The 18,070-nt window shown below is 51.1% G+C and carries 17 protein-coding genes; 13 read left to right on the top strand and 4 right to left on the bottom strand.

Annotated features, from left to right (window positions below):
• Positions 1 to 2 precede the first annotated feature (2 nt).
• From J8X26_RS13325 to J8X26_RS13335, 3 genes are read left to right on the top strand one after another with little or no spacing between them, the layout of a single operon-like run.
• Positions 3 to 317 (top strand): YqcC family protein, encoded by a 315-nt coding sequence (locus tag J8X26_RS13325; protein WP_165061765.1) that lies wholly within the window; start codon positions 3 to 5, stop codon positions 315 to 317.
• A 1-nt stretch (position 318) separates the two neighbouring features.
• Positions 319 to 1,098, top strand: coding sequence for a tRNA pseudouridine(65) synthase TruC (gene truC / locus J8X26_RS13330; RefSeq protein ID WP_208951101.1), 780 nt, complete (start codon positions 319 to 321; stop codon positions 1,096 to 1,098).
• A 29-nt stretch (positions 1,099 to 1,127) separates the two neighbouring features.
• Positions 1,128 to 1,577, top strand: coding sequence for a flavodoxin (locus J8X26_RS13335; RefSeq protein WP_104924619.1), 450 nt, complete (start codon positions 1,128 to 1,130; stop codon positions 1,575 to 1,577).
• Between the two features lie 103 nt (positions 1,578 to 1,680).
• Here J8X26_RS13335 and J8X26_RS13340 read toward each other — a convergent pair whose 3' ends face one another.
• The 4 genes from J8X26_RS13340 to map form a co-directional block, all read right to left on the bottom strand.
• The gene (locus J8X26_RS13340; RefSeq protein ID WP_013574189.1) at positions 1,681 to 2,070 is read right to left on the bottom strand and encodes a DUF3461 family protein; all 390 of its coding nucleotides are present in this window, start codon (positions 2,068 to 2,070) and stop codon (positions 1,681 to 1,683) included.
• Positions 2,071 to 2,210: 140 nt separating this feature from the next.
• Positions 2,211 to 3,035, bottom strand: coding sequence for a 2,3,4,5-tetrahydropyridine-2,6-dicarboxylate N-succinyltransferase (gene dapD, locus J8X26_RS13345; RefSeq protein WP_152326519.1), 825 nt, complete (start codon positions 3,033 to 3,035; stop codon positions 2,211 to 2,213).
• Positions 3,036 to 3,081: 46 nt separating this feature from the next.
• Entirely contained in the window at positions 3,082 to 5,772 is a 2,691-nt protein-coding gene (gene glnD, locus J8X26_RS13350) for a bifunctional uridylyltransferase/uridylyl-removing protein GlnD (protein ID WP_152326520.1), read from the bottom strand.
• Positions 5,773 to 5,868: 96 nt separating this feature from the next.
• Positions 5,869 to 6,660: a type I methionyl aminopeptidase gene (map, locus tag J8X26_RS13355; protein ID WP_152326521.1), complete on the bottom strand. Its 792-nt coding sequence runs from the start codon at positions 6,658 to 6,660 to the stop codon at positions 5,869 to 5,871.
• A gap of 368 nt (positions 6,661 to 7,028) precedes the next feature.
• On the opposite strand from map, the gene rpsB reads away from it, so the two are divergent.
• The 10 genes from rpsB to skp all read left to right on the top strand — a co-directional run bounded on the left by rpsB (position 7,029) and on the right by skp (position 18,070).
• A complete protein-coding gene (rpsB, locus tag J8X26_RS13360) occupies positions 7,029 to 7,754 on the top strand; it encodes a 30S ribosomal protein S2 (protein ID WP_152326522.1) in 726 nt (241 codons plus the stop codon).
• A gap of 147 nt (positions 7,755 to 7,901) precedes the next feature.
• Positions 7,902 to 8,753, top strand: coding sequence for a translation elongation factor Ts (gene tsf / locus J8X26_RS13365; protein ID WP_152326523.1), 852 nt, complete (start codon positions 7,902 to 7,904; stop codon positions 8,751 to 8,753).
• Between the two features lie 158 nt (positions 8,754 to 8,911).
• Complete coding sequence (pyrH, locus tag J8X26_RS13370) at positions 8,912 to 9,643, top strand: UMP kinase (protein WP_101079218.1); 732 nt, start codon at positions 8,912 to 8,914, stop codon at positions 9,641 to 9,643.
• 108 nt (positions 9,644 to 9,751) lie between these two features.
• Positions 9,752 to 10,309: a ribosome recycling factor gene (gene frr / locus J8X26_RS13375; protein WP_152326524.1), complete on the top strand. Its 558-nt coding sequence runs from the start codon at positions 9,752 to 9,754 to the stop codon at positions 10,307 to 10,309.
• 158 nt (positions 10,310 to 10,467) lie between these two features.
• Positions 10,468 to 11,664 (top strand): 1-deoxy-D-xylulose-5-phosphate reductoisomerase, encoded by a 1,197-nt coding sequence (ispC, locus tag J8X26_RS13380; RefSeq protein WP_208951102.1) that lies wholly within the window; start codon positions 10,468 to 10,470, stop codon positions 11,662 to 11,664.
• 284 nt (positions 11,665 to 11,948) lie between these two features.
• Positions 11,949 to 12,707 carry a (2E,6E)-farnesyl-diphosphate-specific ditrans,polycis-undecaprenyl-diphosphate synthase gene (gene ispU, locus J8X26_RS13385; RefSeq protein ID WP_095923213.1) on the top strand — a complete coding sequence of 253 codons (759 nt, stop codon included), beginning with the start codon at positions 11,949 to 11,951 and terminating at the stop codon, positions 12,705 to 12,707.
• Positions 12,708 to 12,716: 9 nt separating this feature from the next.
• Positions 12,717 to 13,565 carry a phosphatidate cytidylyltransferase gene (gene cdsA / locus J8X26_RS13390; RefSeq protein ID WP_152326526.1) on the top strand — a complete coding sequence of 283 codons (849 nt, stop codon included), beginning with the start codon at positions 12,717 to 12,719 and terminating at the stop codon, positions 13,563 to 13,565.
• A gap of 41 nt (positions 13,566 to 13,606) precedes the next feature.
• Entirely contained in the window at positions 13,607 to 14,962 is a 1,356-nt protein-coding gene (gene rseP, locus J8X26_RS13395) for a sigma E protease regulator RseP (RefSeq protein WP_152326527.1), read from the top strand.
• Positions 14,963 to 14,998: 36 nt separating this feature from the next.
• Positions 14,999 to 17,419 (top strand): outer membrane protein assembly factor BamA, encoded by a 2,421-nt coding sequence (bamA, locus tag J8X26_RS13400; protein WP_165061770.1) that lies wholly within the window; start codon positions 14,999 to 15,001, stop codon positions 17,417 to 17,419.
• Positions 17,420 to 17,572: 153 nt separating this feature from the next.
• Positions 17,573 to 18,070: a molecular chaperone Skp gene (gene skp, locus J8X26_RS13405; RefSeq protein WP_056781728.1), complete on the top strand. Its 498-nt coding sequence runs from the start codon at positions 17,573 to 17,575 to the stop codon at positions 18,068 to 18,070.

Here is an 18,070-nt window from a genome sequence, read left to right on the forward strand (position 1 = left end):
CCATGAATACAGAAAAACAGGTTCGCGAGATTTTAGAAGATATCGAACAGGCGATGCGCAACGATAAGCTATGGCATGCCACGCCGCCGGAACCAGAAGCTTTTGAAAGCAAAGAGCCGTTTTCGGTGGATACCATGTCCGCCGATCAGTGGTTGCAATGGGTTTTGATCCCACGCATGTACGCGTTGCTGGCTGCTGAAGCCCCGCTGCCTAGCCGTTTTGCCATCACCCCCTATTTTGAAGAAGCGATGCCTGAAGCAGCTCTGTTGCTGAACCAGCTGCAACGCCTCGACGACTTGCTCAATATAGAAGACTAACATGCTGGAAATTTTGTATCAGGACGAACATCTGGTCGCAGTGAATAAACCTGCGGGTATGCTGGTTCATCGCAGTTGGCTGGACCGACATGAAACAGTGTTTGTGATGCAAACATTACGCGATCAGATTGGTCAGCATGTTTTTACCGTTCATCGTCTGGATAAGCCGACGTCGGGCGTTTTGCTGCTGGCGCTGTCGAGCGATGTGGCGCGGCTATTGTCTCAGCAGTTTGAAAATCAGCAGATGAGCAAGGTGTACCACGCCGTGGTTCGCGGCTATGTCACTGAAGACGGAACGCTTGATTACGCGCTGACAGAAGAGCTGGATAAAATTGCCGATAAGTTTACGAATCCTGATAAAGCGCCGCAACCCGCAGTGACCCATTACCGTTCGCTCGCGCAGGTAGAAATGCCGGTCGCCGTCGGGCGTTACAATACAGCCCGATACAGTCTGGTGGAACTCATGCCGGAAACCGGTCGCAAGCATCAGCTTCGCCGTCATATGTCGCATTTACGTCATCCGATCATCGGCGACAGCGCACACGGCGATTTAAAGCAGAATCGCGGTATGACCGAGCATTTCGGCTGTTCCGGTTTGATGCTCCATGCCAGCCATATGCAGCTGCCACATCCGGTGACGGGTGAGTTGCTCAGCTTGCAGGCTCGCTGGGATCATCGCTGGCAAAATGTCGTGACGCAGTTCGGCTGGCAGGGAAAAGTCCCCGGGCTTGAAAGGGTTGAGTTTGACCCCGCTTACGGTCAGGATAGTGCACAAATTTAAGACGTTAAGATCATACAGGAGTGAAGCTCATGGCTGAAGTCGGAATTTTTGTCGGGACGGTTTACGGCAATGCGTTACTGGTAGCGGAAGAAGCGGAAACCGTGCTCAAAAGCCAGGGGCATGACGTCAAACTGTTTGAAGAAGGCACACTGGAAGCCTGGCAGTATTACCGCCATCATTTTGTGCTGGTGGTGACGTCGACGACCGGTCAGGGCGATTTGCCCGACAGCATCGCGCCGCTTTATGCCGCGATTCGAGATACCGTCGGTTATCAGCCAGAGCTTCGTTATGGCATGATTGCGCTGGGCGACAGCAGCTACGATCATTTCTGTGGCGGCGGTCATAAGCTGGATGATTTATTGCAAGAGCAGGGCGCTTCCCGGATTGGCGAAATGCTGGAAGTTGACGCGATGGAAACGGCTGAGCCGGAAACCGTGGCAATTCCGTGGGCCGAAAAATGGGGCCAGCTGCTGAAATAAGTTATTGCTGAAAATAAGTCAGTCAGGCGCAGCGCAAGGTAATAAAAAAGGTCAGGTTTAAAACCTGACCTTTTTGCTTTATGGCGGTTTGGATTGTGATTAATCAGCGGCCGTTAGTTAGTTTTTCCAGATCGGATTCAATCTCAGAAATTTTATTTGCCACAACGGATTCAAGGTGACGAAGGTCATCAAGAATTTTACGTTTCAGATCCACTTCGACCTGATCGCGCTGACAGATTTGATCCAGCTCATCAATGACATAACGCAGATTCGGGCTGATTTCATGAATTTCTTTATATCCCTGACCCGCATTATCGGCCACGATCGTTTTGCGCTGACGTGGGTATTTGAATTTCACGCTTTTAGCAAAAAATTCGCCTTTGTCTCTGCGGAAATAGATCTTCAGAATATCGTTATTGGCCTCCTGACGCAGGCTGTAACGATCAATATCGTCGGGATTATTAATGCCCAGGCTTTTCAGATTGTCATACATAGCGCCACCTTCGTTTAGGAGAATATCTGTTGATCATAATGAACCAAACAGCGGTCCGAATCGTTGACTGATGACACAATTCGCCATCTGCAAGATAAAAAAATAGCGGGTAATCTTTTTGAATTACCCGCTATTTAATTTTACTCGATGGTGCGCAGCAACTCATTCAGGCCTGTTTTGCCCAGAGTTTTCGCATCCACTTTCTTCACGATAACGGCGCAGTACAGGCTGTATTTACCGTCTTTAGAAGGCAGGTTGCCGGAAACCACGACGGAACCTGCAGGTACGCGGCCGTAGAATACTTCGCCGGTTTCACGGTCGTAAATTTTGGTGCTCTGGCCGATGTAAACGCCCATGGAAATCACAGAGCCTTCTTCAACAATCACGCCTTCAACGATTTCTGAACGCGCGCCGATGAAGCAGTTGTCTTCGATGATGGTCGGGTTAGCCTGAAGTGGCTCCAGAACGCCACCGATGCCAACGCCGCCGGACAGGTGAACGTTTTTGCCGATCTGCGCGCAAGAACCGACAGTCGCCCAGGTATCAACCATGGTGCCTTCATCAACGTATGCGCCGATGTTGACGTAAGAAGGCATCAGTACCGTGTTACGGGCGATGAACGCGCCTTTACGGACTGCCGCCGGTGGCACTACGCGGAAACCTTCACGCTGGAAACGGGCTTCGTCGTAGTCTGCGAATTTCATCGGGACTTTGTCGAAGTAACGGCTTTCGCCACCTTCCATAACCTGGTTGTCGTTGATTCTGAAGGACAGCAGCACCGCTTTCTTCAGCCACTGATGCGTTACCCATTCGCCATCAATCTTCTCGGCAACGCGCAATTCGCCGCTGTCGATTTTGTTGATGACCTGGTTCACGGCGTCGCGCGTTACGCTGTCAACGTTTGCCGGGGTGATGTCCGCACGGCGTTCGAAGGCTTGTTCAATAACGGTTTGTAGTTGCTGCATCCTGTTCTCTTTCCTGAATTGGTTTTAAAAGATAATGGTACTTGTATCACATTTTATCGCCCGGGTTGAGTGCCTCGGTTAATCGGCGTGTGATTTCCTTGCGAGTTTGTTTATCCAGCGCGCGGCGCTCGCCATTGGCCAGAATAAATAAGTCTTCTACGCGCTCGCCGATGGTCGAAATCCTTGCGCCATGTAACGAAAGCCCCAGATCCGAGAAGACTTCGCCGACGCGTGCCAGCAGACCCGGCTGATCGAGCGCGACCAGTTCCATATACGTCCTGCGGTCGGTATGTGTCGGCAGGAAGCTGACTTCGGTCTGCACGCTGAAATGGCGCAGTTTCGGTGACGGACGTCGCGCACGCGGCGGCTGATAAGCCTGCGTCATCGATTGTTCCAGCGCATAACGGATGGCTTCGTGCCGGTCCTGCGCCAGCGGGCTGCCGTCCGGTTCCAGCACGATAAAGGTGTCCATCGCCATGCCGTCGCGGTTAGTGAAAATCTGGGCGTCGTGGATGCTCAGGTTACGTCTGTCCAGCTCACCGGCTACCGTGGCGAACAGATACGGGCGGTCAGCGCTCCAGATGAATATCTCTGTGCCGCCACGCGTGGCCTGACGGCTGACTAACACCAGAGGTTTGGAAGAGTCATGCTCAAGCAAATGTCTGGCGTGCCACGCGAGCTGATTCGGTGAATGGCGAAGGAAGTAATCGGCGCGGCAGCGGCTCCAGATACGGTGCAGCGCTTCCTCATCGATATTATCCATACGCAGCAACGCCAGCGCCTGCAAGCGGTGATGACGCACGCGCTCGCGCAGATCCGGTGTATTTTGCATGCCGCGGCGCAGCTGTTTTTCGGTGGCGAAATACAGCTCGCGTATCAGGCTCTGTTTCCAGCTGTTCCACAGCGTTTCGTTGGTCGCGCAGATATCGGCAACCGTCAGGCTGACCAGATAACGCAGACGCACCTCGCTCTGCATCTCGGCGGCGAATTGCTGGATTTCATTGGGATCCTGAATATCGCGGCGCTGCGCGGTGACTGACATCAGCAGATGGCAGCGCACCAGCCACGAGACGAGTTGTGTTTCGCGCGAGTTCAGGCCGTGAAGTTCGGCAAACTCCAGCACGTCCTGTGCGCCGAGAATGGAATGGTCGCCGCCGCGTCCTTTGGCGATATCGTGGAAGAGGGCAGCGATCAGCAGCAATTCAGGCTGCGGCAGGCGCGGATACAATTCCACGCACAACGGATGTTTTGGCCGCGTTTCTTCATGGGCGAAGCTTTCTAATTTTTGCAGAACGCGAATGGTGTGTTCATCAACTGTATAGGCGTGGAAAAGGTCAAACTGCATCTGTCCGACGATTTGCCCCCACTGCGGCATATAAGCCCAGAGAACGCTGTGGCGATGCATTGGCACCAGCGCTCGCGAGACGGCGCCGGGGTGGCGCAGAATCGACATAAAGGTTTCACGCGCCTGCGGGATCATGCACAACGGTTCTTTCAGATGACGGCGTGCATGGCGTAGCAAACGTACCGTGGTGGAGTAAATGCCTTTGATTTCTCGATGGCGAACCATCAACTGAAACATGCTGATGATGGTTTCCGGGCGGTGCTCAAACAGTGATTCATCACGCAGATCGATGAGGTCACCGCGCAGCTGGAAATTCTCATCCAGCGGACGGGGTTTTTCATTCGGCCCGATGGCCAGAATCGCCTCATCAAACAGCTGCAATAACATCTGATTCAGTTCGCCAACCCGGCGGGTCATACGGTAGAAATCTTTCATCATGCGTTCGACGGGCTGATTGCCTTCGCCCTGATATTGTAACAGTTGCGCCACGCTTTGCTGTCTGTCGAAGAGCAGGCGGTTATCGTAACGTGGCAGCACCAGATGCAGCGCAAAACGGATGCGCCACAGGAAGCTCTGGCATTCAAGCAGTTCGTTGCGTTCGGCTTTCGTCAGGAAGCCAAACGCGACCATTTCATCGAGCGATGTGGCCCCGAAGTGGCGGCGGGCGACCCACAATATGGTGTGGATATCACGCAGGCCGCCGGGGCTGCTTTTGATGTCGGGTTCCAGGCCGTAGCTGGTGCCGTGATAGCGCTGGTGACGCTCTTTTTGCTCGGTAATTTTGGCACGGAAGAAATTTGGCGAAGGCCAGAAACCGTCACTGAAAATGTGTTTTTGCATGTTGAGGAACAAGGCGACATCGCCGCAAATCAGGCGGGATTCGATCAGATTGGTCGCGACCGTTAAATCGGCCAGCCCTTCCAGCAGACATTCCTCCAGCGTACGCACGCTGTGACCGACTTCCAGCTTCAGATCCCACAACAGGGTAATCAGCTCGCCAATGCGCTGCGCCTGCTCATCGTTGAGGCGCTTCTGGCTGAGTACCAGCACGTCGATATCAGACAGCGGATGCAATTCGCCGCGGCCGTAACCACCGACGGCCACCATTGCGGTTTCCGGGATATTGTCAAAGCCGTAAAACGTCCACAGGCGTTGCAGCAACTGGTCAATATAATGCGTGCGTGCATCGACCAGTTCTTCGGCGCGCTGTCCCGCATTGAAAGCTTCTGCCAGCCAGACCTGAAACTGTTCCATGTGTTGCTTGAGGCTCTGACGGTTTAAGTCGTCATCCGGGTAGGCGGAAGGGGAAACAGGCTGTGGCGGGAAAGCGCGGGTGAGTTCCTGCGTCGTTTGCGGCAGCAGGCTCTTTTCAGCAGAGAAATTTTCAATCATAGATGCGCAGCCTATTCCTACACGTTAAGGATAAAAAAACCGGCTTTCGCCGGTTTGATTGACAGATTTAACCCCTCTGCGCCGAGCGGGGAACTGTTAGTCGTGCGTCAGGATAGCCGGGATGGTGTCATCCTTACGCAGCGTCATAATTTCACAACCGTTATCTGTCACCACAATAGTATGCTCGTACTGAGCCGACAAGCTGCGATCTTTAGTTTTTACTGTCCAGCCGTCTTTCATGGTGCGGATACGGTAATCACCGGCATTGACCATCGGTTCAACGGTGAAAGCCATACCGGCCTGTAACACAACGCCACCGTCATCCGCATCGTAATGCAGAACCTGAGGTTCTTCGTGGAAACCTTCGCCGATGCCGTGACCGCAATATTCGCGCACCACGGAGAATTTCTCCGCTTCCACGAATTTTTGGATCTCTTTACCCAGCGTGCGCAGGCGGATGCCCGGCTTGATCATGCGCAGAGCAATGTACAGGCTTTCCTGCGTGATACGGCAAAGACGTTCGCCAAGAATGGTCGGTTTGCCTGCGATGAACATCTTAGAGGTATCGCCGTGGAAACCGTCTTTAATCACGGTAACGTCGATATTGACGATGTCGCCATCTTTAAGGATTTTGTCTTCGCTCGGGATACCGTGGCAGACCACTTCGTTGATAGAGATGCACACCGATTTCGGGAAGCCGTGGTAATCCAGGCAGGCAGAAATGGCGTGTTGTTTGTTGACGATGTGATCGGAACAAATTCGGTCGAGCTCGCCGGTGCTGACGCCCGGTTTAACGTAAGGCTCAATGATTTCCAGCACTTCCGCAGCCAGACGGCCAGCGACGCGCATTTTTTCGATATCTTCCGGGGTTTTGATTGAAATTGCCATGAGTAATCCTGCAGGTTCTGTACATCGGGTGTGCTTTATTTCTGCACCGATGTCGTCAATAATTAGCTGTGGCTTATGGTATCAGCCCTGATATTACCTGCCAAACTATCATTTTCCGGGAAGTCATCCGGTGAACAAAAGTTGCTGCCGGGTCGTTATTTATGGTATAAAGCGCGCCGGCAATCCGCTCTGAGTCTTAACGACGCTGAGGGATTAAAGCCAAAATCACTCATTGTGTACTTATTAACGTAAGTAATAACACACACGTATCGACACATTCGCCGGGGTGCTCTGGGAATTCGTTCTGCAGGGTCGGTGTTATGGGATACGTGGAGGCATAACCCCAACTACTTAATAGAGGTTTTATCATGGCAACTGTTTCCATGCGCGACATGCTCCAGGCTGGTGTTCACTTCGGTCACCAAACCCGTTACTGGAACCCGAAAATGAAGCCATTCATCTTCGGCGCACGTAACAAGGTTCACATCATCAACCTGGAAAAAACTGTTCCAATGTTCAACGAAGCTCTGGCTGAGTTGCAGAAGATTTCTGCCCGTAAAGGCAAAATCCTGTTCGTTGGTACTAAACGCGCAGCAAGCGAAGCGGTAAAAGAAGCTGCACACAACTGCGACCAGTTCTTCGTGAACCATCGCTGGTTGGGCGGCATGCTGACTAACTGGAAAACTGTTCGTCAGTCCATCAAACGTTTGAAAGATCTGGAAGTTCAGTCTCAGGACGGTACTTTCGAGAAGCTGACCAAGAAAGAGGCGCTGATGCGTACTCGCGAATTGGCTAAGCTGGAAAACAGCCTGGGTGGTATCAAGGATATGGGTGGTCTTCCTGATGCTCTGTTCGTTGTCGACGCTGATCACGAACACATTGCAATCAAAGAAGCTAACAACTTGGGTATCCCGGTATTCTCCATTGTTGATACCAACTCCGATCCGGATGGCGTTGACTTTGTTATCCCAGGTAACGATGACGCAATCCGTGCAGTAAATCTGTACCTGAGCGCTGTTGCTGCTACTGTCCGTGAAGGCCGTTCGCAAGATCTGGCTGTTCAGGCAGAAGAAAGCTTCGTAGAAGCTGAATAATAAGGCAAGCTCAGCAGAGCCCTTATTAACCAGGTATTGAAATATGTTGGTTAGGGGGCCTTTATTGGCCCCCTTTGCTTATCTTAAATGCGAGAAATATCTCACCGCAAAAAGCCTTTTTGCACTGAGATAATCGAGGAAAATACAATGGCTGATATTACCGCTGCCCTAGTAAAAGAACTGCGCGAACGTACTGGCGCTGGCATGATGGATTGTAAGAAAGCTCTGGTTGAAGCTAACGGCGACATCGAGCTGGCAATTGAAAATATGCGTAAATCTGGCGCGATCAAAGCGGCGAAAAAAGCAGGCAACGTAGCTGCTGACGGCGTGATCAAAACCAAAATCGAAGGCAACTACGGTGTGATTCTGGAAGTTAACTGCCAGACTGACTTCGTTGCTAAAGATGGTGGTTTCCAGGCTTTCGCTGACAAAGTATTGGACGCTGCGGTTGCAGGCAAAATCACCGACGTTGAAGTGCTGAAAGCACAATTCGAAGAAGAGCGTGTTGCTCTGGTCGCAAAAATCGGTGAAAACATCAACATTCGTCGCGTTTCTTCCCTGGAAGGCGAAGTGTTGGGTAGCTACCTGCACGGCGCACGTATCGGTGTTCTGATCGCAGCTAAAGGCGCTGACGAAGATCTGGTTAAACAAATCGCTATGCACGTTGCTGCAAGCAAGCCTGAATTTGTTAAACCAGAAGACGTGTCTGCTGAAGTTGTTGAAAAAGAGTACCAAGTACAGCTGGACATCGCTATGCAGTCTGGCAAGCCTAAAGAAATCGCAGAGAAAATGGTTGAAGGCCGCATGAAGAAATTCACCGGCGAAGTTTCTCTGACTGGTCAGCCTTTCGTAATCGACCCAAGCAAAACTGTGGGCCAGGTTCTGAAAGAGCACAACGCTGACGTTGTTAACTTCATCCGCTTCGAAGTGGGCGAAGGTATCGTGAAAGTTGAGACTGACTTTGCTGCTGAAGTTGCAGCGATGACTAAACAGTCTTAATCAGTATCTGATACACCTAAAATGGAACCGCTGCGAAAGGGCGGTTCCGTTTTATCCAGCCCCAAATTCCCATTACATTGTGCGTGTGGCCATTCAGACAGCGCTATGATGTAAAGACCGACTATCCATTAAGACACATTGCTTCTAGGACAGACACCATGGCTACCAATGCGAAACCCGTTTATCAGCGTATCCTGCTCAAACTCAGTGGCGAAGCCCTGCAGGGCAGTGAAGGTTTTGGTATCGACGCGAGTGTATTAGATCGTATGGCTCAGGAAGTGAAAGAGCTGGTCGAACTCGGCATTCAGGTAGGCGTTGTGATCGGCGGCGGTAACTTGTTCCGCGGTGCGGGTCTGGCGCAGGCTGGCATGAATCGTGTTGTAGGCGACCATATGGGTATGCTGGCGACTGTCATGAATGGTCTGGCGATGCGTGACGCGTTACACCGTGCTTATGTTAACGCACGTTTGATGTCCGCAATCCCTTTGAACGGTGTTTGTGATAATTACAGCTGGGCTGAAGCGATCAGCCTGTTGCGTCATAACCGCGTGGTGATTTTCTCCGCCGGTACCGGCAATCCTTTCTTTACCACCGACTCAGCAGCGTGCCTGCGTGGTATCGAAATCGAAGCCGATGTGGTATTAAAAGCCACCAAAGTCGACGGTGTTTATTCCGCCGACCCGGTGAAAAATCCGGAAGCGACATTGTACGAAAAATTGACCTATCAGGAAGTGCTGGAACAGGAATTGAAAGTGATGGATCTGGCGGCGTTTACACTGGCCCGCGATCACAATCTGCCAATTCGTGTTTTCAACATGAACAAACCGGGCGCACTGCGTCGAGTGGTGATGGGTGAAAATGAAGGGACGCTGATTTCTAACGCGGAGTGATCCTTCACAATTGAACATACCGTTCAGCCAGCCTGTGCTGGCATAAGTATTCACGGACTATACTGATGTTATGGTCTGCCAGGTAACCAGCTTTCAAGGGTTCACAACGTGATTAACGAAATCAAAAAAGACGCTGAAATCCGTATGGATAAATGCGTTGAAGCATTCAAAACACATATCAGCAAAATCCGTACCGGTCGTGCTTCTCCAGGCATCCTGGATGGCATCATGGTCGATTACTATGGTTCATCTACACCACTGCGCCAGCTGGCTCAGGTAACGGTTGAAGATTCCCGTACTTTGGCTATTTCCGTATTTGACCGCTCTATCAGCGCGGCTGTGGAAAAAGCGATCATGACATCTGATTTGGGTCTGAACCCATCTTCTGCGGGAGCGACCATCCGCGTTCCATTGCCAGCACTGACTGAAGAGCGTCGTAAAGACCTGATCAAAGTTGTTCGTGGCGAAGCAGAGCAGGGCCGTGTTTCTGTGCGTAACGTCCGCCGCGACGCTAACGACAAAACCAAAGCACTGCTGAAAGATAAAGAAATCAGCGAAGATGAAGATCGCCGTTCTCAGGACGATATTCAGAAACTGACTGACATTTTCATCAAGAAAATCGACGTTGCGTTAGCTGAAAAAGAAACTGAGCTCATGGATTTCTAATCCGGCTTATGTCTCTCACAAAGCGCCGCAATTGCGGCGCTTTGTTTTTAAGTGGCCTCCAATTCTTTTATCTGTCTGCACAATCTCATGGACAAGCCCGATAAGAGGTTTCAGACTGTGCACTTTCCGAATTTACGAGCGTTATCCCGGGCATTTTCATGAAACAAATGACTATTCTTGGTTCGACAGGATCTGTCGGCACCAGCACGCTTTCCGTTGTCCGGTCTAACCCTGACGCGTTCTCTGTTAAGGCTCTGGTTGCGGGCCGCAATGTCGACGTTATGGCCCAGCAATGTCTGGAGTTTCGTCCGGCCTATGCGTCGATGGCGGATGAGTCTTCTACGCGCAAATTGCGGGCAATCTTGTCGGAACAGGGAATCCACACTGAAGTCCTGTCTGGCCCGGATGCGGCAATCGAACTGGCGGCGCTGGATGATGTCGATCAGGTGATGTCTGCCATTGTCGGCGCTGCGGGGCTGTTACCGACGTTGTCTGCCGTTCATGCGGGCAAACAAGTTCTTCTGGCAAATAAAGAATCCCTGGTGACCTGCGGCCGCATTTTCATGGATGCCGTGCGTCAGAGTCAGTCTCAGCTTTTGCCTATCGACAGCGAACATAATGCGATTTTCCAGAGTTTGCCTGAATCCGTTCAGAGACAACTGGGCTATGCTTCACTCGAGGAACACGGGATTTCGCGCATTGTACTGACCGGTTCCGGCGGACCATTCCGCGAATTACCTTTAGATCAATTCAGCCGCGTGACACCGGAACAGGCATGCGCTCATCCGAACTGGTCAATGGGACGCAAGATTTCTGTCGACTCTGCCACGATGATGAACAAAGGGCTGGAGTATATTGAAGCGCGCTGGCTGTTTAATGCGTCAGCCGCCGAAATGGAAGTAATTATCCATCCGCAGTCGGTTATCCATTCTATGGTTCGCTACCGTGACGGCAGCGTACTGGCTCAACTGGGCTCACCGGATATGCGAACGCCCATTGCGCATGCCATGGCGTATCCCCGCCGTGTGGCGACTGACGTTGAAGCACTGGATTTTTGTAAGATGGGCGCACTGACGTTTAGCGATCCGGATTACGCGCGTTATCCTTGCCTTCAGCTTGCTATCGAAGCCAGCAATACCGGGCAGGCGGCCACTACCACGCTGAATGCAGCAAATGAAATTTCAGTGGCGGCTTTCCTGAATGGCGAGATTCGTTTTACTGACATTGCTTCACTGAATCGTCAGGTTATGGAGCAGTTAGTGAGCGCCGAACCGACGTCTGTTGAGGAAGTGTTGGAGATTGACGCTCGCGCACGTGCATCGGCAAAGGATAAACTTCCTCAGTTTGCGCGATAAGACCGGTTTAGTGCTTATGCAGCAGTTTGTTAGCGCCACATTGAAATGGTATAGTCTGCGCCACACTGACAGTAGATTTGGCTTTTCTGAGCCTGAATGTTAAAGGTGAATCGGTGATCTGTCAGTGTAAGCCGTGCCTGTAAGGGAGACACGGCTTTTTTGCGCGTGTTGCCGCACCCTCGGTAAAAGGTGCAGCGTCAGCTAAACGTTGTAGCGTGAGCCATATCAGGCTTATGTCAGCTGGAAAGCCGTTGTGTTCTGATAAAAGGAAATGAGTACGCGTTATGTCCCTCGAAAATCAACAGATGTCTGATATGTGTTGCTCTCAACCTCGCCATGTTGCCATTATCATGGACGGCAACGGACGCTGGGCAAAACGTCAGGGTAAAATGAGGGTATTCGGTCATAAAGCGGGAGTGAAGTCAGTGCGTAAAGCGGTAAGCTTTGCTGCCAGTCATCACCTTGATGCGCTCACGCTTTATGCCTTTAGCAGTGAAAACTGGAATCGTCCGGCTCAGGAAGTTTCCGCCTTGATGGAGCTGTTCGTTCGTGCGTTAGACAGCGAAGTTAAAAGCCTGCATAAACACAATGTCAGGTTGCGGATCATTGGCGATGTCAGTCGTTTTAGTGCTCGTCTGCAGGAACGCATTCGTCGTTCAGAAACACTTACTCAAAATAACGACGGTCTGACCCTGAACATCGCTGCAAATTACGGTGGCCGGTGGGATATTATTCAGGGCGTGAAGACGCTGGCCGGGCAGGTTGAAGCCGGTACATTGCGGGCAGAGCAGATTACAGAAGAATTGCTGAATTCAGCGGTCTGTATGAGCGAACTGGCACCCGTCGATTTGGTGATCAGAACCGGTGGGGAACATCGGATCAGTAACTTTTTGCTGTGGCAGATTGCCTATGCGGAGCTCTACTTTACCGATGTCCTCTGGCCTGATTTTGATGAAAACACCTTTGAAGGTGCGTTGACCGCGTTTGCACAGCGAGAGCGCCGCTTCGGGGGGACTACACCTATCGGCGCCGATGCGTCCTAGGGAGAACATTTGCTGAAGTATCGCATTATCACAGCTTTGATTTTAATACCGATTGTTATTGCAGCACTCTTTTTGCTGCCGCCGGTGGGGTTCGCCATTGTCACCCTAGTGGTGTGCATGCTGGCCGCGTGGGAGTGGGGTCAGCTCGCCGGGCTTGCAACCCGTAGTCAGCGTATCTGGCTGGCGATACTGTGTGGTTTTCTGTTAGCCGCCATGATGTTGAGCATTCCGGCTTATCATCAGAGTGTTTACTTACCACAGGTTAGCGGCTCGCTGTGGGCAGCGCTGGCGTGGTGGTGTCTGGCGTTAGTTCTGGTTGTTGCGTATCCGGCTTCCGCTGCATTCTGGCGTCATTCGCGCGTGTTGCGTGTGCTGTTTGGCGTACTGACGATTGTGCCGTTCTTCTGGGGCATGGTTGCGTTGCGTCAGTACGGTTATGCTGAGAATCCTCACACAGGCGCGTGGTGGCTGTTATATGTCATGCTGCTGGTCTGGGGTGCTGATTCCGGTGCTTACCTGTTTGGTAAGTTGTTCGGTAAGCATAAACTGGCACCAAAAGTTTCTCCGGGGAAAACCTGGGAAGGGTTTATCGGTGGGCTGGTGACATCTGCCCTGATAGCCTGGTTGTTTGGCCGGTATGCACCTTTGAGCGTGCAGCCGGCAACGTTATTGATTTGTTCTGTGGTTGCTGCGCTGGCTTCTGTGCTGGGCGACCTGACGGAAAGTATGTTCAAGCGTGAAGCCGGAATCAAAGACAGTGGTCATATGATCCCGGGTCATGGCGGAATATTGGATCGCATTGACAGCCTGACTGCTGCGGTTCCTGTATTCGCCTGCCTGATGCTGTTAGTGTATTAACCGTCGCAGACGGTGAAGTTTTCTAAGGAATAGTTGGACATATGATGAACATACTCTGGAGCCTGGCCGCCTTTATCGTTGCATTGGGGGTGCTTATCACCGTGCACGAGTTCGGCCATTTCTGGGTTGCTCGTCGTTGTGGTGTGCGTGTTGAACGCTTCTCTGTTGGTTTCGGTCGTGCATTGTGGCGTCGCACCGATCGCCAGGGAACGGAGTATGTGCTGGCCATTATTCCTCTCGGGGGCTACGTCAAAATGCTCGACGAACGCGTCGAGGCTGTAGCCCCTGAATTTCGTCATCAATCCTTTAATAACAAAAAAATCTGGCAGCGTGCTGCTATCATCAGCGCCGGGCCAATTGCCAATTTTATCTTTGCTGTTTTTGCATACTGGCTGATCTTCGTGATTGGTGTGCCGACCGTGCGTCCGGTTGTTGCAAATGTCACTGCAAATTCAATCGCTGCGCAATCCAATATTTCTCCGGGAATGGAACTAAAGTCTGTTGCCGGTATCGAAACGCCTGATTGGGATTCAGTTCGTATGGCGTTGATTGGCGAGATTGGTGATGATCAAACGACAGTGGGAGTTGCGCCTTTTGGCTCCAATAATGTTGTTGAGAAAACACTGAATTTACGTCAGTGGCAGTTTGATCCTGAAAAGCAGGATCCGGTGGTCTCTCTGGGTATGATTCCACGAGGTCCGCAGATAGAATCTGTCTTGCAGGAAGTGCAGCCAGATTCAGCCGCGCAAAAGGCGGGTTTGCAAGCCGGAGACAGGATCGTTAAAGTCGATGGTCAGATTCTGGAAAGTTGGCAGTCGTTTGTCATTCAGGTGCGTGACAATCCGGGCAAGCCAATCAGTCTGGAAGTTGAGCGGGGTGGTTCTCCCGTCGCTTTAACACTGACGCCGGATACGAAGTCTGCAGGTAAAGGCAAAATACAGGGTTTTGCTGGTGTGGTCCCGAAAGTGGTGCCGCTGCCTGATGAATACAAAACAATCCGTCAGTATGGTCCGTTTGTGGCGTTTTATGAGGCCGGGGATAAAACCTGGCAACTGATGAAACTCACCGTGAGTATGCTGGGTAAGTTAATTACCGGGGATGTGAAGCTGAACAATCTGAGTGGCCCAATCTCCATCGCACAGGGCGCAGGAATGTCAGCGGAGTATGGTTTGGTGTCTTACCTCACGTTTTTGGCACTCATCAGTGTCAATCTGGGGATCATCAACCTCTTCCCGTTACCGGTATTAGATGGTGGCCACCTGCTGTTTCTTGCAATAGAAAAGCTCAAAGGTGGGCCAGTTTCCGAGCGAGTTCAGGACTTCAGTTACCGCATTGGTTCAGTTTTGCTGGTGTTGTTGATGGGGCTTGCACTTTTCAATGATTTCTCCCGTCTTTAAGACCGGAGATTAGGTTAGGAAGAACGCATAACAACGATGGCGATCAAAAAGTTGCTCATAGCGTCGCTGCTGTTTGGCAGCGCCACCGTATACGGTGCAGACGGTTTCGTAGTGAAAGATATTCATTTCGAAGGCCTGCAGCGAGTTGCCGTCGGTGCGGCGTTACTCAATATGCCGGTTCGTGTCGGTGATACCGTTACTGACGATGACATCAGTAATACCATTCGCGCATTGTTTGCCACTGGCAACTTTGAGGACGTTCGTGTCCTTCGCGATGGTGATTCTCTGATTGTCCAGGTCAAGGAACGTCCAACGATTGCCAGCATCACTTTCTCCGGTAATAAATCGGTGAAAGATGACATGCTGAAACAAAACCTGGAAGCCTCTGGCGTCCGCGTTGGCGAAGCGCTTGACCGTACAACCATCGGCAGTATTGAAAAAGGCCTGGAAGATTTCTATTACAGCGTCGGTAAATACAGTGCGTCGGTAAAAGCGGTTGTGACCCCTTTACCGCGTAATCGTGTTGACCTGAAACTGGTGTTTACCGAAGGTGTTTCTGCCAAAATTCAGCAGATCAACATCGTGGGTAACCATGCCTTCTCGACTGATGAACTGATTTCCCGCTTCCAGTTGCGCGATGAAGTGCCTTGGTGGAACGTGGTCGGTGACCGTAAATACCAGAAACAAAAGCTGGCGGGTGACCTTGAAACCCTGCGCAGTTTCTATCTGGATCGCGGTTATGCCCGTTTCAACATTGATTCGACTCAGGTCAGCCTGACGCCGGACAAAAAAGGCATCTACATCACGCTGAACATCACAGAAGGTGAGCAGTACAAACTTTCTGGCGTTGAAGTTACCGGCAGCATGGCGGGTCACTCAGCTGAAGTTCAGAGCCTGACTAAAATTGATAAAGGCGAGCTGTACAACGGCGCTAAAGTCACCAAGATGGAAAACGACATCAAGCAGATGTTGGGCCGTTATGGCTATGCCTATCCGCGTGTGACTACTCAGCCTGAAATTAACGATGCAGACAAGACAGTAAAACTGCATATCAACGTAGATGCGGGTAACCGTTTCTATGTGCGTCATATCCGTTTCGAAGGCAATGACACCAGTAAAGACAGCGTTCTGCGCCGTGAAATGCGTCAGATGGAAGGTGCCTGGTTAGGTAATGATCTGGTCGATAAAGGTAAAGAGCGTCTGAACCGTCTGGGTTACTTCGAAACTGTTGATGTGGATACACAACGCGTTCCGGGTTCACCGGACCAGGTTGATGTGGTCTACAAAGTGAAAGAACGTAACACCGGTAGTTTCAACTTTGGTGTCGGTTACGGTACTGAAAGTGGTGTCAGCTTCCAGGTTGGTGTCCAGCAGGACAACTGGCTGGGTACGGGTAACTCCGTAGGCATCAGCGGTACGAAAAATGATTACCAGACGTACGCAGAATTCACGATCACAGATCCGTACTTCACCGTTGACGGTGTGAGTCTGGGCGGTCGTATTTTCTATAACGACTTTAAAGCGGATAATGCGGACCTGTCTGACTATACCAACAGAAGTTACGGTATTGGCGGCAACCTTGGTTTCCCTGTCAATGAGAACAACTCATTGCGTCTGGGGCTGGATTACGTACACAACGATCTGTCCAATATGGAACCTCAGATCGCGATGTTCCGTTATCTGAACTCTGTGGGCCTGAAACCTGCGGTAACGACCAGCGATAACTCAGATGCTGATTTCAGTGCTGATGACTTCTTCGTGAATCTGGGCTGGGGTTATAACAACCTTGACCGTGGTTACTTCCCGACGTCAGGGACCAAAGCCAGCCTGAACGGTAAAGTGACCGTGCCGGGTTCAGATAACGAATATTATAAAATCACTTTCGATTCAACCAGCTATATGCCGCTGAATCAGGATCGTGATTGGGTACTGATGGGGCGTGCGCGCGCAGGTTATGCGGATGGTCTGGGCGGCAAAGAAGTGCCGTTCTATGACAACTTCTATGCCGGCGGTTCAAGCAGTGTTCGTGGTTTCCAGTCCAACACCATTGGTCCGAAAGCAGCTTATTACAAATGTACTACGGCTAATACCTCGTACAGCACCTGCCCGATTGATAATTCGAGCGATGCAGTGGGCGGTAACGCAATGGCCATCCTGAGTGCGGAACTGATTGTTCCAACTCCGTTTGTTAGCGAGAAATACGCTAACTCATTGCGTACGTCTCTGTTCGTGGATAGCGGTACAGTCTGGGATACAGGTTGGGAAAACACGCCGCAAACTATTGCAGCGGGTGTGCCTGATTACAGTAAGCCTGGCAACATTCGTGTGTCTTCTGGTCTGGCGTTGCAGTGGCAGTCTCCTCTGGGGCCGCTGGTGTTCTCTTACGCACAGCCAGTTAAGAAATACGAAGGCGACAAAGCGGAACAGTTCCAGTTTAACATTGGTAAAACCTGGTAACGTTTTGTCTGCAAAGCGTTTATTCAGCTGAATCGCAATGGCCTGATGCTGAATTTGATACACGGGTTTCGGCCCGTGTATTGTTTTAATGTCGGGTGTTTTGTGTAATTTACTGTGCCATCTGGCACAAACGGGTGATGGAAGGAGTTTATAGTGAAAAAGTGGTTATATGCCGCAGGCCTCGGTTTAGTTATGGCTTCTTCAGCTAGCGTTCAGGCTGCTGACAAAATTGCTATCGTTAACGTCGCTAGCATTTTCCAACAGATGCCAGCTCGCGAAGCTGTGGCTAAACAACTGGAAAACGAGTTCAAAAGTCGTGCAACTGATTTGCAATCTCAGGAACGTGATCTGCAAACCAAAATGCAACGTCTGCAACGTGATGGCTCGACCATGAAAGCCAGCGATCGTTCTAAACTCGAAAAAGACGTTATGGCTCAGCGCGAAGCTTTCTCAGCTAAAGCGCAGCAGTTCGAGCAAGATAACCGTCGTCGCCAGGGCGAAGAACGTAACAAAATCCTGAGCCGTATTCAGGACGCTGTGAAATCTGTTGCCAGCAAAGAAGGTTATGATGTTGTTATTGATGCAAACGCTATTGCATACGCAAGCAATGACAAAGATATTACTGCTGATGTGCTGAAACAGGTTAAATAA

It is taken from the genome of Rahnella sp. ChDrAdgB13, from assembly GCF_017655185.1.
GTDB classification, from domain to species: domain Bacteria; phylum Pseudomonadota; class Gammaproteobacteria; order Enterobacterales; family Enterobacteriaceae; genus Rahnella; species Rahnella contaminans.